Raw genomic sequence first — 14,066 nt, forward strand, 5'->3', positions numbered from 1 at the left:
AACTCCTCGAACCTTATGGGTACTCAGCGCAACATGCCGCTGCCGTAACCCTTCAGGTTGGCTTTCTTCATCAGGGATTCGTACTGGTGCGAAACGAGGTGCGATTGTACTTGGGACATGAAGTCCATCACAACCACGACCACGATCAGCAACGAGGTCCCGCCAAGGTAGAACGGAACGTTTGCTGCAACCACCAGGAATTGGGGCAACAGGCACACGGCCGTCATGTAAAGAGCACCGAACAGGGTCAAGCGGGTCAGAACGCCATCAATATAGCGCGCAGACTGCTCACCTGGACGAATGCCCGGAATAAAGGCACCGGACTTCTTCAGGTTTTCCGCTACGTCTTTCGGATTGAACATCAACGCCGTATAGAAGAAGCAGAAGAAAATAATCCCTGCACTAAACAGCAGAATATTCAACGGCTGACCAGGAGCGATCGACTGCGAGATGTCCTGCAACCAGCCCATACCTTCAGACTGACCGAACCAGGCACCCAACGAAGCCGGGAACAGCAAAATGCTGCTCGCGAAAATAGCCGGAATAACACCGGCCATGTTCACCTTCAGCGGCAAGTGGCTTGTCTGCGCAGCAAAAACCTTGCGGCCCTGCTGACGCTTGGCGTAATGAACAGCGATACGACGCTGACCACGCTCAATGAACACCACGAAACCGATAATCGCTACTGCCAGCAAACCGATGGCAACCAGGGCGAAGATGTTGATATCACCCTGACGCGCAGACTCGAAAGACTGCCCGATTGCTCTCGGAAGACCGGCGACGATACCCGAAAAAATCAACATCGAGATACCGTTGCCAACACCACGCTCAGTAATCTGCTCACCCAGCCACATCATGAACATCGCACCAGCCACAAATGTGGTTACCGCGACGAAATGGAAGCCAAAGTCACCAGTGAACGCGACGCCCTGCCCCGCCAGACCAATGGACATGCCAATAGCCTGGACCAGAGCGAGAGCGACGGTGAGGTAGCGGGTGTACTGGCTAATCTTGCGACGGCCAGCTTCACCTTCCTTCTTCAACTGCTCCAGCTGCGGGCTGACGGCGGTCATCAATTGCATGATGATCGATGCCGAAATGTACGGCATGATCCCCAGTGCAAAGATGCTCATCCGTTCCAGCGCGCCGCCGGAGAACATGTTGAACAAGCTAAGAATGGTCCCCTCATTCTGTCGAAACAGGTCTGCGAGTCGGTCCGGGTTGATACCTGGAACCGGGATGTGTGCGCCTATTCGGTAGACGATAATCGCCAGGAACAGAAAACGCAGACGAGCCCAGAGTTCAGACATACCGCCTTTGCCGAGCGCAGAGAGAGCACCTTGCTTAGCCATTTATTCCTCGAACTTGCCGCCAGCTGCTTCGATAGCCGCACGCGCACCTTTGGTGGCGCCGATTCCCTTGCCGATAGTGACAGCGCGAGTCACTTCACCGGACAGCATGATTTTCACACGCTGTACGTTGACGTTGATCACGTTGGCATCTTTCAGGGACTGCACAGTAACGATGTCGCCTTCCACTTTAGCCAGCTCGGACAAACGCACTTCTGCGCGATCCATGGCTTTCAGGGAAACGAAACCGAACTTAGGCAGACGACGATGCAGCGGCTGTTGACCGCCTTCAAAGCCTGGAGCGATGGTGCCACCGGAGCGGGAGGTCTGACCTTTGTGACCACGGCCACCAGTCTTGCCCAAACCACTACCGATACCACGGCCCGGACGATGCTTTTCGCGACGGGAACCCGGCGCTGGACTCAGATCATTGAGTTTCATCGATTAACCCTCGACACGCAGCATGTAGTAAGCCTTGTTGATCATCCCGCGATTCTCGGGAGTATCCTGGACTTCTACAGTGTGACCGATGCGACGCAGACCCAGACCCTTAACGCACAGTTTGTGGTTAGGGATGCGGCCGGTCATGCTTTTGATCAGCGTAACTTTAACGGTAGCCATGATTACTTGATCTCCTCAACACGCAGGCCACGTTTGGCAGCGATGGACTCAGGAGACTGCATAGCCTTCAGACCCTTGAAAGTGGCGTGAACCACGTTTACCGGGTTAGTCGAGCCGTAGCACTTGGCCAGAACGTTCTGAACGCCAGCAACTTCGAGGACAGCACGCATAGCGCCGCCAGCGATGATACCGGTACCTTCAGAAGCAGGCTGCATGTACACCTTCGAAGCGCCGTGAGCGGACTTCATTGCGTACTGCAGAGTGGTGCCGTTCAGGTCAACTTGAATCATGTTGCGGCGAGCAGCTTCCATTGCCTTCTGGATCGCAGCAGGCACTTCACGCGACTTGCCACGGCCGAAGCCAACACGCCCTTTACCATCACCAACCACGGTCAACGCGGTGAAAGTGAAGATACGGCCGCCTTTAACGGTTTTGGCTACGCGGTTAACTTGAACCAGCTTCTCGATGTAGCCTTCGTCGCGCTTTTGGTCGTTATTTGACATAACTTAGAACTCCAGCCCAGCTTCACGAGCAGCATCAGCCAGCGCTTTAACGCGGCCATGGTACTTGAAGCCAGAGCGGTCGAAAGCCACTTGCGATACGCCAGCGGCCTTAGCACGCGTAGCGACCAGCTGGCCAACCTTTGTGGCCGCGTCGATGTTGCCAGTGGCACCATCACGCAGTTCTTTATCCAAAGTCGAGGCACTTGCCAGGACTTTGTTGCCGTCGGCCGAGATGACCTGGGCGTAGATGTGCTGCGACGAGCGGAACACGCAGAGACGCACGACTTCGAGTTCGTGCATTTTCAGGCGTGCTTTGCGAGCGCGACGCAGTCGAGTAACTTTTTTGTCGGTCATTTGCTATGCCCTACTTCTTCTTGGCTTCTTTACGACGGACGACTTCGTCCGCGTAGCGCACACCTTTGCCTTTGTACGGCTCTGGTGGACGGAAGTCGCGGATCTCGGCGGCCACTTGACCTACCAGCTGCTTGTCGATGCCCTTGATCAGGATATCGGTCTGGCTAGGAGTCTCAGCGGTGATGCCTTCCGGCAGTTCGTAATCCACTGGGTGCGAGAAGCCAAGAGCCAGGTTCAGAACCTGACCTTTTGCTTGCGCTTTGTAACCAACACCGACCAGCTGGAGCTTGCGCTCGAAGCCTTGGCTTACGCCCTGGACCATGTTGTTTACCAACGCACGCGTGGTACCGGCCATTGCGCGAGTTTGTTGATCGCCATTGCGAGCAGCGAAACGCAGCTCACCAGCTTCTTCAACGATCTCAACGGACGAATGGATGTTCAGTTCAAGAGTGCCCTTGGCACCCTTCACCGAAAGCTGTTGGCCTGCGAATTTGACTTCGACACCGGCTGGCAGCTTAACGGGGTTCTTAGCGACGCGAGACATGCTTATCCCCCCTTAGAACACAGTGCAAAGAACTTCGCCGCCGACACCGGCAGCGCGCGCAGCACGATCAGTCATCACACCTTTGTTGGTGGAGACGATAGACACGCCAAGACCGCCACGAACTTTCGGCAGATCTTCAACGGACTTGTACTGACGCAGGCCTGGACGACTAACGCGCTTCACTTCTTCGATAACCGGACGGCCTTCGAAGTACTTCAGCGAGATGGACAGCGACGGCTTGGCGTCGGTGGTGATCTGAAAATCCGCGATGTAACCTTCGTCCTTCAGGACTTTTGCTACAGCAGCCTTCAACGTGGAAGACGGCATGCTTACGACAGACTTTTCAGCCATCTGGGCATTACGGATTCGAGTTAGCATGTCCGCTAACGGGTCCTGCATACTCATGGGCTAGACGCTCCTAATACAAAAAAATTAGCCTTGCGGCTACTACTTGTCGCCGAGAACTTCCGGGCAGAAAAACACGGGCTCAGGCGAGCCGGTCATTCTAGACACACCCCAGAAATGAATCAAGCCCCAAAAGGGGCTTGATTCAGATTCAAGGCCACCGATGGTCAGGTTCTTGCGAACCCGAACATCGAGACTTTGACAACTGTTACCAGCTGGCTTTAACCAGACCTGGTACGTCACCACGCATTGCAGCTTGACGCAGCATGTTACGGCCGAGGCCGAACTTGCGGTACACGCCGTGCGGACGACCAGTCAGGCGGCAACGGTTACGCATGCGCGAAGCGCTTGCGTCACGTGGTTGCTTCTGCAGAGCTACGGTAGCTTCCCAACGCGCTTCTGGACTTGCGTTCAGATCGACGATGATAGCTTTCAGCGCTGCACGCTTGGTGGCGTACTTGGCAACGGTGAGCTGACGCTTCAGCTCACGGTTCTTCATGCTCTTCTTGGCCATTTTCCTACTCCAATCAGTTGCGGAACGGGAATTTGAAAGCACGCAGCAGAGCGCGGCCTTCATCATCGTTCTTGGCAGTGGTGGTCAGGGTAATGTCCAGACCGCGGAGAGCATCGATCTTGTCGTAGTCGATTTCCGGGAAGATGATCTGCTCTTTCACGCCCATGCTGTAGTTGCCGCGACCATCGAAGGACTTGGCATTCAGGCCGCGGAAGTCGCGAACCCGAGGCAGGGAGATCGACAGCAGACGATCCAGGAACTCGTACATACGCTCACGGCGCAGGGTCACTTTGACGCCGATCGGCCATCCTTCGCGGACTTTAAAGCCAGCGATGGATTTACGAGCGTAGGTCACAACGACTTTCTGGCCGGTGATCTTTTCCAGGTCAGCAACAGCGTGCTCGATGACTTTTTTGTCGCCGATCGCTTCGCCCAGACCCATGTTCAGGGTGATTTTGGTAACGCGCGGAACTTCCATCACGTTCGAAAGCTTAAGTTCTTCCTTAAGTTTCGGAGCGATTTCCTTCCGGTAAATCTCTTTTAGTCGTGCCATGGTCTTCTACCTAGCAGTGTTCAAGCATCAACCGCTTTTTGGGTCGACTTGAAGACACGAATTTTCTTACCGTCTTCTACTTTGAAACCAACGCGGTCAGCCTTGTTGGTTTCGCCGTTGAAGATGGCGACGTTGGAAGCGTGCAGTGGCGCTTCTTTCTCGACGATACCGCCCTGTACGCCCGACATCGGGTTAGGCTTGGTATGACGCTTGACCAGGTTCAGACCACCAACAACCAGACGGTTGTCAGCAAGAACCTTCAGCACCTTACCGCGCTTACCTTTGTCTTTGCCGGCGATCACGATGATCTCGTCGTCACGACGAATCTTTTGCATGTCGGATCTCCTTACAGCACTTCTGGGGCGAGCGAGACGATCTTCATGAACTTCTCAGTACGAAGTTCACGGGTCACTGGCCCAAAGATACGGGTGCCGATCGGCTCTTGCTTGTTGTTCAGAAGAACAGCAGCGTTGCCATCAAAGCGGATAATGGAGCCATCAGCACGACGTACGCCGTGACGAGTGCGGACTACAACAGCAGTCATCACTTGGCCTTTTTTCACTTTACCGCGAGGAATTGCTTCCTTCACGGTAACTTTGATGATGTCACCGATACCAGCGTAACGACGATGGGAGCCACCCAGCACCTTGATGCACATAACACGGCGAGCGCCGCTGTTATCGGCCACATCGAGCATGGATTGAGTCTGAATCATATAATTTCTCCGACCCCTAGCCCTTAGACTTCCACAGCGCGTTCGAGAACATCAACCAGCGCCCAAGACTTGGTCTTGGCCATCGGACGAGTTTCACGAATAGTGACTTTGTCGCCGATGTGGCACTGATTGGTTTCGTCGTGCGCGTGCAGCTTAGTCGAACGCTTAACGTATTTACCGTAGATCGGGTGCTTTACGCGACGCTCGATCAGAACGGTGATGGTTTTGTCCATCTTGTCGCTGACAACACGGCCAGTCAGCGTACGGACAGTTTTTTCGGCTTCAGCCATGATCACTTACCTGCCTGCTGGTTGAGCACAGTCTTCACGCGAGCGATGTCACGCTTAACTTGCGAGAGCAGATGAGACTGCCCCAACTGGCCAGTTGCTTTCTGCATGCGCAGATTGAACTGGTCGCGCAGCAAGCCGAGCAGTTGCTCGTTCAGCTGCTGTGCGGATTTTTCACGAAGTTCATTCGCTTTCATCACATCACCGTCCGTTTAACAAAGGAGGTGGCGAGCGGCAGCTTTGCAGCAGCCAGGGCGAAAGCCTCACGCGCCAGCTCTTCAGAAACACCCTCGATTTCATACAGGACTTTGCCTGGCTGAATCTGGGCAACCCAGTACTCCACGTTACCCTTACCTTTACCCATACGAACCTCGAGAGGCTTCTTGGAAATCGGCTTGTCCGGGAATACACGGATCCAGATCTTGCCGCCACGTTTTACGTGACGGGTCAGAGCACGACGCGCTGACTCGATCTGACGAGCGGTGAGACGACCACGAGCAACAGACTTCAGCGCGAACTCGCCGAAGCTGACTTTGCTACCGCGCAGTGCCAGACCACGGTTGTGGCCGGTCATCTGCTTGCGGAACTTCGTACGCTTTGGTTGCAACATTTGGCGTACCCCTTACTTAGCAGCTTTTTTACGAGGCGCTGGTGCTTGTGGTTTCAGTTCTTCTTGGCGACCACCAATAACTTCGCCTTTGAAGATCCAAACCTTTACACCGATCACACCGTAAGTGGTGTGAGCTTCGTAGTTGGCATAGTCGATGTCGGCACGCAGGGTGTGCAGTGGCACACGACCTTCGCGATACCATTCAGTACGTGCGATTTCAGCACCGCCGAGACGACCGCTCACTTGGATTTTGATGCCTTTGGCACCAATGCGCATGGCGTTCTGTACAGCGCGCTTCATAGCGCGACGGAACATTACACGACGCTCCAGCTGCTGAGCTACGCTCTGCGCAACCAGCATACCGTCGAGCTCCGGCTTGCGGATCTCTTCGATATTGATGTGCACAGGCACACCCATTTGCTTGGTCAGGTCCTGACGCAGTTTCTCAACATCTTCACCTTTCTTCCCGATAACGATACCTGGACGAGCGGTGTGGATGGTGATGCGTGCAGTTTGGGCCGGACGATGGATATCGATACGGCTTACGGACGCGCTTTTTAGTTTGTCTTGGAGATACTCACGCACTTTCAGATCTGCGAACAAGTAGTCCGCATAAGTCCGACCGTCTGCGTACCAGACGGAGGTGTGCTCCTTGACGATTCCCAGGCGAATGCCAATGGGATGTACTTTCTGACCCATCTCTTCGACTCCGTTACTTGTCAGCAACCTTGACAGTGATATGGCAAGACCGCTTGACGATGCGATCAGCACGGCCTTTGGCACGTGGCATGATGCGCTTCAGCGAACGCCCTTCGTTGACGAAAACGGTGCTGACCTTGAGGTCATCAACGTCTGCGCCTTCGTTATGCTCGGCGTTGGCTACGGCCGACTCCAGCACTTTCTTCATGATCTCGGCGGCTTTCTTACTGCTGAAAGCCAACAGGTTGAGCGCTTCGCCCACCTTCTTCCCGCGGATCTGGTCGGCGACCAAGCGGGCTTTCTGGGCGGAGATTCGAGCGCCCGACAACTTAGCGGCTACTTCCATTTCCTTACCCCTTAACGCTTGGCTTTCTTGTCAGCCACGTGCCCGCGATAGTTGCGGGTACCGGCGAACTCGCCCAGTTTGTGGCCGACCATGTCTTCGTTAACGAGAACTGGGACGTGCTGACGACCGTTGTGTACTGCGATGGTCAGACCGACCATTTGTGGCAGGATCATCGAACGACGCGACCAGGTTTTAATTGGTTTGCGATCGTTCTTTTCCGCCGCCACTTCGATCTTCTTCAGTAGGTGAAGATCAATAAAAGGACCTTTTTTCAGAGAACGTGGCACTGTCGTATCCCTCTATTTACTTGCGACGACGGACGATCATTTTGTCGGTACGCTTATTACCACGAGTCTTCGCGCCCTTAGTCGGGAAGCCCCATGGCGATACCGGATGACGACCACCAGAGGTACGACCTTCACCACCACCATGTGGGTGGTCAACCGGGTTCATGGCAACACCACGAACGGTTGGGCGAACGCCACGCCAGCGTTTGGCACCAGCTTTACCCAGCGAACGCAGGCTGTGCTCGGAGTTCGAGACTTCACCCAGGGTCGCACGGCATTCAGCCAGGACTTTACGCATTTCACCGGAACGCAGACGCAGGGTCACGTAGACACCTTCACGAGCGATCAACTGAGCCGAAGCACCAGCGGAACGAGCGATCTGTGCACCTTTACCTGGCTTCAATTCGATGCCGTGTACGGTAGAACCGACTGGAATGTTGCGCAGTTGCAGAGCGTTGCCTGGCTTGATTGGAGCCAGAGCGCCTGCGATCAGCTGGTCGCCAGCACTCACGCCTTTAGGGGCGATGATGTAGCGACGCTCGCCGTCTGCGTAGCACAGCAGTGCGATGTGAGCAGTACGGTTTGGATCGTATTCGATACGCTCGACAGTGGCGACGATGCCATCTTTGTCGTTGCGACGGAAATCGACCATACGGTAATGCTGCTTATGACCACCACCGATGTGACGAGTGGTAATACGGCCATTGTTGTTACGACCACCAGACTTCGATTTTTTCTCGAGCAGCGGTGCGTGAGGAGCGCCTTTATGCAGCTCCTGGTTGACCACCTTGACCACAAAACGGCGGCCAGGGGAAGTCGGTTTGCATTTAACGATTGCCATGATGCACCCCTTCCTTACTCAGCACTGCTGCTGAAATCGAGATCTTGGCCTGGCTGAAGGGAGATAACTGCCTTCTTCCAGTCATTACGCTTGCCCAGACCGCGAGCAGTGCGCTTGCTCTTACCCAGAACGTTCAGGGTAGTGACGCGCTCTACTTTCACGCTGAACAGGCTTTCGACGGCCTTCTTGATTTCCAGCTTGGTTGCATCAGTAGCAACCTTGAAAACGAACTGGCCTTTCTTGTCTGCCAGAACCGTAGCCTTCTCGGAAACGTGCGGGCCAAGCAGAACTTTAAATACGCGTTCCTGGTTCATCCCAGCAGCTCCTCGAATTTCTTCACGGCCGACACGGTGATCAACACCTTGTCGTATGCGATCAGACTAACTGGATCGGAACCTTGCACGTCACGTACATCTACGTGCGGCAGGTTGCGAGCAGCCAGGTACAGGTTCTGATCAACAGCGTCCGACACGATCAGAACGTCGGTCAGGCTCATGTTGTTCAGTTTGCCCAGCAGATCTTTGGTTTTCGGAGTTTCAACAGCGAAATCCTGAACCACGACCAGACGATCAGTACGCACCAGCTCAGCAAGGATGGAACGCATTGCTGCGCGATACATCTTCTTGTTCAGCTTCTGGGAGTGATCCTGTGGACGAGCTGCGAAAGTTGTACCGCCGCCACGCCAGATTGGGCTACGGATAGTACCGGCACGAGCACGGCCAGTACCTTTCTGACGCCATGGGCGCTTGCCGCCACCACGAACGTCGGAACGGGTCTTCTGCTGCTTGCTACCTTGACGGCCGCCGGCCATGTAGGCCACGACTGCTTGGTGAACCAGCGTCTCGTTGAATTCGCCGCCAAATGTCAGTTCGGAAACTTCGATCGCTTGAGCGTCATTTACATTTAATTGCATGTCAGCTTCCCCTTAACCGCGAGCCTTGGCTGCTGGACGTACAACCAGGTTGCCGCCAGTAGCGCCAGGAACAGCACCCTTGACCAACAACAGATTGCGTTCAGCGTCCACGCGCACTACTTCCAGGGACTGCACGGTCACGCGCTCAGCGCCCATATGACCGGACATTTTTTTGCCCTTGAATACACGACCAGGAGTCTGGCACTGGCCGATAGAGCCTGGGACGCGGTGGGATACGGAGTTACCGTGGGTGTTATCTTGCCCGCGGAAATTCCAACGCTTGATCGTACCCTGGAAGCCTTTACCCTTGGACTGACCGGTTACATCAACCAGTTGACCAGCGGCGAAGATTTCAGCGTTGATCAGATCGCCAGCCTGGTACTCGCCTTCTTCAAGGCGGAATTCCATGGTGGTGCGACCAGCGGCAACGTTCGCTTTAGCGAAGTGGCCAGCCTGAGCTGCTGTTACACGCGAAGCGCGACGCTCGCCGACAGTGACTTGCACTGCACGATAGCCATCGGTCTCTTCAGTTTTGAACTGGGTGACGCGATTCGGCTCGATCTCAATGACCGTGACCGGAATGGAGACACCTTCTTCGGTGAAAATACGGGTCATACCGCATTTACGACCGACTACACCAATAGTCATGTTGTAAACCTCATGAGTGTACGGGGCTTTCACCCGCTATGGCCGCCCATTTCAGAGCGTTACACGACCAAGACCGAGTCTTAGCCGAGGCTGATCTGCACTTCCACACCGGCCGCAAGATCAAGCTTCATCAGCGCGTCAACGGTTTTATCCGTTGGCTGGACGATGTCCAGAACACGCTTATGAGTGCGGATCTCGTACTGGTCACGCGCGTCTTTGTTGACGTGCGGGGAAACCAGAACGGTGAACCGCTCTTTACGGGTAGGCAGTGGAATTGGACCACGCACTTGAGCACCAGTACGTTTCGCGGTTTCCACGATTTCCTGGGTTGATTGGTCGATCAGGCGATGGTCAAAAGCCTTCAACCTGATACGGATTTGCTGATTTTGCATTGGATTTCAGACTCCGGCTGCTATTCCCACCGGGCGCAATACGCCCGTTAAAAGGAGGCGCAATTCTATAGACGCCCCCGATAGGTGTCAACCCAATAAAAAAGCCCCCGCTGAGCGGGGGCTTTTTCAATCCATCAAGCTGACTTTAAAAGTCTTACTCGATGATTTTGGCTACGACGCCAGCGCCGACGGTACGACCGCCTTCACGGATAGCGAAACGCAGACCATCTTCCATCGCGATGGTTTTGATCAGGGTAACAGTCATCTGAATGTTGTCACCTGGCATTACCATTTCAACGCCTTCTGGCAGCTCGCAGTTACCAGTCACGTCAGTAGTACGGAAGTAGAACTGTGGACGGTAGCCTTTGAAGAACGGAGTGTGACGACCGCCTTCTTCCTTGCTCAGAACGTAAACTTCTGCGGTGAACTTGGTGTGCGGCTTGACCGAACCTGGCTTGACCAGAACCTGGCCACGCTCAACGTCGTCACGCTTGGTACCACGCAGCAGAACGCCGCAGTTCTCGCCGGCACGACCTTCGTCGAGCAGCTTGCGGAACATTTCAACACCGGTGCAAGTAGTAACGGTGGTGTCACGCAGACCAACGATTTCCAGCGGGTCCTGAACGCGAACGATACCGCGCTCGATACGACCAGTCACAACAGTACCGCGACCCGAGATCGAGAATACGTCTTCGATTGGCATCAGGAATGGCTTGTCGATCATACGAACTGGTTCTGGGATGTAGGCATCCAGAGTTTCGACCAGTTTCTTGACGGCAGTGGTGCCCATCTCGTTGTCGTCTTTGCCTTCCAGCGCCATACGAGCCGAACCGATGATGATCGGAGTGTCGTCGCCCGGGAAGTCGTAAGTCGACAGCAGGTCACGAACTTCCATCTCAACCAGTTCCAGCAGCTCAGCGTCGTCTACCAGGTCAGCCTTGTTCAGGAAGACCACGATGTACGGAACGCCAACCTGACGGGACAGCAGGATGTGCTCACGGGTTTGCGGCATCGGACCATCAGCGGCCGAGCAAACCAGGATAGCGCCGTCCATCTGAGCAGCACCGGTGATCATGTTCTTCACGTAGTCAGCGTGACCAGGGCAGTCAACGTGAGCGTAGTGACGGATCTTCGAGTTGTACTCAACGTGCGCGGTGTTGATGGTGATACCGCGAGCTTTTTCTTCTGGTGCGCTGTCGATCTTGTCGAAGTCAACGATTGCAGAACCGAAAACTTCGGAGCAAACGCGAGTCAGAGCAGCAGTCAGAGTGGTTTTACCGTGGTCAACGTGACCGATGGTGCCAACGTTGACGTGCGGTAGGGAACGATCAAATTTTTCTTTAGCCACGACAATTAACTCCTAGCCTAAAGGGGCTGAATCAGCCTTGTTTTTTGGTTACGGATTCGACGATGTGCGACGGAGCCGTATCATATTTTTTGAATTCCATAGAGTAGCTTGCGCGACCCTGGGACATGGAACGAACGTCGGTCGCATAACCGAACATCTCACCCAGTGGAACCTCGGCACGGATAACCTTGCCGGACACTGTGTCTTCCATACCCTGGATCATGCCGCGACGACGGTTAAGGTCGCCCATCACATCACCCATATAGTCTTCAGGCGTAACAACCTCTACCGCCATGATCGGCTCGAGCAACTCACCACCACCCTTCTGGGCCAGTTGCTTGGTCGCCATGGAAGCAGCCACTTTAAACGCCATCTCGTTGGAGTCGACGTCGTGGTAAGAACCATCGAACACGGTAGCCTTCAGGCCGATCAGCGGATAGCCGGCAACAACGCCGTTCTTCATCTGCTCTTCGATACCCTTCTGGATAGCCGGGATGTATTCCTTAGGAACCACACCACCTACAACTTCGTTCACGAATTGCAGACCTTCCTGACCTTCGTCAGCAGGAGCAAAACGGATCCAGCAGTGACCGAACTGGCCGCGACCACCGGACTGACGAACGAACTTGCCTTCGATTTCACAGTTCTTCGTGATGCGCTCACGATACGAAACCTGAGGCTTGCCGATGTTGGCTTCGACGTTGAACTCACGGCGCATCCGGTCAACCAGGATGTCCAGGTGCAGCTCGCCCATGCCGGAGATGATCGTCTGACCAGTCTCTTCATCAGTTTTAACGCGGAAAGACGGGTCTTCCTGAGCAAGTTTGCCCAGAGCGATACCCATTTTTTCCTGGTCATCCTTGGTCTTAGGCTCTACGGCAACCGAAATAACCGGCTCCGGGAAGTCCATGCGAACCAGGATGATTGGCTTGTCAGCGTTGCAGAGGGTTTCACCAGTGGTGACGTCCTTCATGCCGATCAGGGCCGCGATGTCACCAGCGCGTACTTCCTTGATCTCTTCACGGGCGTTTGCGTGCATTTGCACCATACGACCCACGCGCTCTTTCTTGCCTTTGACCGAGTTGATCACGCCGTCGCCGGAGTTCAACACGCCCGAGTAAACGCGGACGAAGGTCAGAGTACCCACGAATGGGTCGGTAGCGATCTTGAACGCCAGAGCCGCGAAAGGCTCGTTGTCGTCTGCATGACGCTCCATCTCTTCTTCCTCGTTATCAGGGTTGGAACCCTTGATAGCAGGAATGTCGGTCGGAGCAGGCAGGTAGTCGATAACGGCGTCGAGAACCAGGGGAACGCCCTTGTTCTTGAACGAAGAACCGCAAACGGCCAGAACGATTTCGCCGGCGATAGTACGCTGACGCAAAGCAGCCTTGATCTCTTCGATCGACAGCTCTTCGCCTTCCAGGTACTTGTTCATCAGCTCTTCGTTGGCTTCGGCGGCAGCTTCAACCATGTTGTTGCGCCACTCTTCCGCCAGCTCTTGCAGCTCGGCAGGAATGTCCTTGCGAACAGGAACCATACCTTTGTCGGAGTCGTTCCAGTAGACAGCTTGCATGTTGATCAGATCGATCTGACCCTGGAAGTTGTCTTCGGAACCGATGGCCAACTGGATCGGCACCGGAGTGTGACCCAGACGCTGCTTGATCTGACCGATCACGCGCAGGAAGTTGGCGCCGGCACGGTCCATCTTGTTTACGTAAACAAGACGTGGAACGCCGTATTTGTTGGCTTGACGCCATACGGTTTCCGACTGCGGCTCAACACCCGAAGTACCGCAGAACACAACGACAGCGCCGTCGAGTACGCGCAGGGAACGCTCAACTTCAATGGTGAAGTCAACGTGGCCCGGGGTATCGATTACGTTGAAACGGTGCTCGTGAGAGTACTGCTTCTCGGAACCTTTCCAGAAGGCGGTAATGGCAGCAGAAGTAATGGTAATACCACGCTCCTGCTCCTGAACCATCCAGTCTGTGGTCGCGGCGCCATCATGCACCTCGCCCATTTTGTGACTTTTGCCGGTGTAAAACAGTACGCGCTCGGTGGTGGTGGTTTTACCAGCATCCACGTGAGCGACGATACCGATGTTACGGTAGCGGCTAATCGGAGTAGTACGAGCCAT

Annotated in this window: 24 protein-coding genes; all 24 read right to left on the reverse strand. The window is 54.8% G+C overall.

Annotation, left to right across the window (positions count from 1 at the left end; translation table 11 throughout):
• Positions 1–23: 23 nt before the first annotated feature.
• Complete coding sequence (secY, locus tag AB4O45_RS10080; RefSeq protein ID WP_016772945.1) at positions 24–1,352, reverse strand: preprotein translocase subunit SecY; 1,329 nt, start codon at positions 1,350–1,352, stop codon at positions 24–26.
• Positions 1,353–1,790, reverse strand: coding sequence for a 50S ribosomal protein L15 (rplO, locus tag AB4O45_RS10085; protein WP_003228720.1), 438 nt, complete (start codon positions 1,788–1,790; stop codon positions 1,353–1,355).
• A gap of 3 nt (positions 1,791–1,793) precedes the next feature.
• A complete protein-coding gene (gene rpmD / locus AB4O45_RS10090; RefSeq protein WP_003176408.1) occupies positions 1,794–1,970 on the reverse strand; it encodes a 50S ribosomal protein L30 in 177 nt (58 codons plus the stop codon).
• 2 nt (positions 1,971–1,972) lie between these two features.
• Complete coding sequence (rpsE, locus tag AB4O45_RS10095) at positions 1,973–2,473, reverse strand: 30S ribosomal protein S5 (RefSeq protein ID WP_007955637.1); 501 nt, start codon at positions 2,471–2,473, stop codon at positions 1,973–1,975.
• Positions 2,474–2,476: 3 nt separating this feature from the next.
• The gene (gene rplR / locus AB4O45_RS10100) at positions 2,477–2,827 is read right to left on the reverse strand and encodes a 50S ribosomal protein L18 (protein ID WP_003186037.1); all 351 of its coding nucleotides are present in this window, start codon (positions 2,825–2,827) and stop codon (positions 2,477–2,479) included.
• 10 nt (positions 2,828–2,837) lie between these two features.
• Complete coding sequence (gene rplF, locus AB4O45_RS10105; protein ID WP_003228722.1) at positions 2,838–3,371, reverse strand: 50S ribosomal protein L6; 534 nt, start codon at positions 3,369–3,371, stop codon at positions 2,838–2,840.
• A 12-nt stretch (positions 3,372–3,383) separates the two neighbouring features.
• Entirely contained in the window at positions 3,384–3,776 is a 393-nt protein-coding gene (gene rpsH / locus AB4O45_RS10110; RefSeq protein ID WP_016772944.1) for a 30S ribosomal protein S8, read from the reverse strand.
• A gap of 208 nt (positions 3,777–3,984) precedes the next feature.
• Positions 3,985–4,290, reverse strand: a complete 306-nt coding sequence (gene rpsN, locus AB4O45_RS10115; protein WP_003186042.1) for a 30S ribosomal protein S14 — start codon at positions 4,288–4,290, stop codon at positions 3,985–3,987.
• A 13-nt stretch (positions 4,291–4,303) separates the two neighbouring features.
• Positions 4,304–4,843, reverse strand: coding sequence for a 50S ribosomal protein L5 (gene rplE, locus AB4O45_RS10120; RefSeq protein ID WP_003210069.1), 540 nt, complete (start codon positions 4,841–4,843; stop codon positions 4,304–4,306).
• A 20-nt stretch (positions 4,844–4,863) separates the two neighbouring features.
• A complete protein-coding gene (gene rplX, locus AB4O45_RS10125) occupies positions 4,864–5,178 on the reverse strand; it encodes a 50S ribosomal protein L24 (protein ID WP_003186046.1) in 315 nt (104 codons plus the stop codon).
• Positions 5,179–5,189: 11 nt separating this feature from the next.
• Positions 5,190–5,558 (reverse strand): 50S ribosomal protein L14, encoded by a 369-nt coding sequence (gene rplN / locus AB4O45_RS10130; RefSeq protein ID WP_002555479.1) that lies wholly within the window; start codon positions 5,556–5,558, stop codon positions 5,190–5,192.
• A gap of 23 nt (positions 5,559–5,581) precedes the next feature.
• Entirely contained in the window at positions 5,582–5,848 is a 267-nt protein-coding gene (gene rpsQ, locus AB4O45_RS10135) for a 30S ribosomal protein S17 (protein ID WP_003194644.1), read from the reverse strand.
• A gap of 2 nt (positions 5,849–5,850) precedes the next feature.
• Positions 5,851–6,042: a 50S ribosomal protein L29 gene (rpmC, locus tag AB4O45_RS10140; RefSeq protein WP_002555481.1), complete on the reverse strand. Its 192-nt coding sequence runs from the start codon at positions 6,040–6,042 to the stop codon at positions 5,851–5,853.
• Complete coding sequence (rplP, locus tag AB4O45_RS10145) at positions 6,042–6,455, reverse strand: 50S ribosomal protein L16 (protein WP_003228729.1); 414 nt, start codon at positions 6,453–6,455, stop codon at positions 6,042–6,044. Before rplP ends, rpmC begins: the two co-directional genes overlap by 1 nt.
• Before the next feature lie 12 nt (positions 6,456–6,467).
• Complete coding sequence (gene rpsC / locus AB4O45_RS10150; protein ID WP_003176422.1) at positions 6,468–7,154, reverse strand: 30S ribosomal protein S3; 687 nt, start codon at positions 7,152–7,154, stop codon at positions 6,468–6,470.
• Positions 7,155–7,167: 13 nt separating this feature from the next.
• On the reverse strand, positions 7,168–7,500 hold the full coding sequence (rplV, locus tag AB4O45_RS10155; RefSeq protein WP_003103908.1) for a 50S ribosomal protein L22: 333 nt from the start codon (positions 7,498–7,500) through the stop codon (positions 7,168–7,170).
• A gap of 11 nt (positions 7,501–7,511) precedes the next feature.
• Positions 7,512–7,787 (reverse strand): 30S ribosomal protein S19, encoded by a 276-nt coding sequence (gene rpsS / locus AB4O45_RS10160; RefSeq protein ID WP_011336172.1) that lies wholly within the window; start codon positions 7,785–7,787, stop codon positions 7,512–7,514.
• 16 nt (positions 7,788–7,803) lie between these two features.
• Positions 7,804–8,628 (reverse strand): 50S ribosomal protein L2, encoded by an 825-nt coding sequence (rplB, locus tag AB4O45_RS10165; protein ID WP_016772943.1) that lies wholly within the window; start codon positions 8,626–8,628, stop codon positions 7,804–7,806.
• A 14-nt stretch (positions 8,629–8,642) separates the two neighbouring features.
• On the reverse strand, positions 8,643–8,942 hold the full coding sequence (rplW, locus tag AB4O45_RS10170) for a 50S ribosomal protein L23 (protein WP_002555488.1): 300 nt from the start codon (positions 8,940–8,942) through the stop codon (positions 8,643–8,645).
• Positions 8,939–9,541, reverse strand: a complete 603-nt coding sequence (gene rplD / locus AB4O45_RS10175) for a 50S ribosomal protein L4 (RefSeq protein ID WP_003228735.1) — start codon at positions 9,539–9,541, stop codon at positions 8,939–8,941. Before rplD ends, rplW begins: the two co-directional genes overlap by 4 nt.
• Before the next feature lie 12 nt (positions 9,542–9,553).
• A complete protein-coding gene (gene rplC / locus AB4O45_RS10180; protein ID WP_003228738.1) occupies positions 9,554–10,189 on the reverse strand; it encodes a 50S ribosomal protein L3 in 636 nt (211 codons plus the stop codon).
• Between the two features lie 80 nt (positions 10,190–10,269).
• The gene (rpsJ, locus tag AB4O45_RS10185) at positions 10,270–10,581 is read right to left on the reverse strand and encodes a 30S ribosomal protein S10 (protein ID WP_003186070.1); all 312 of its coding nucleotides are present in this window, start codon (positions 10,579–10,581) and stop codon (positions 10,270–10,272) included.
• 154 nt (positions 10,582–10,735) lie between these two features.
• On the reverse strand, positions 10,736–11,929 hold the full coding sequence (gene tuf / locus AB4O45_RS10190; protein ID WP_064361246.1) for an elongation factor Tu: 1,194 nt from the start codon (positions 11,927–11,929) through the stop codon (positions 10,736–10,738).
• Between the two features lie 31 nt (positions 11,930–11,960).
• Positions 11,961–14,066 (reverse strand): elongation factor G, encoded by a 2,106-nt coding sequence (gene fusA, locus AB4O45_RS10195; RefSeq protein ID WP_016772942.1) that lies wholly within the window; start codon positions 14,064–14,066, stop codon positions 11,961–11,963.

Source organism: Pseudomonas sp. S2_B10 (assembly GCF_054668425.1).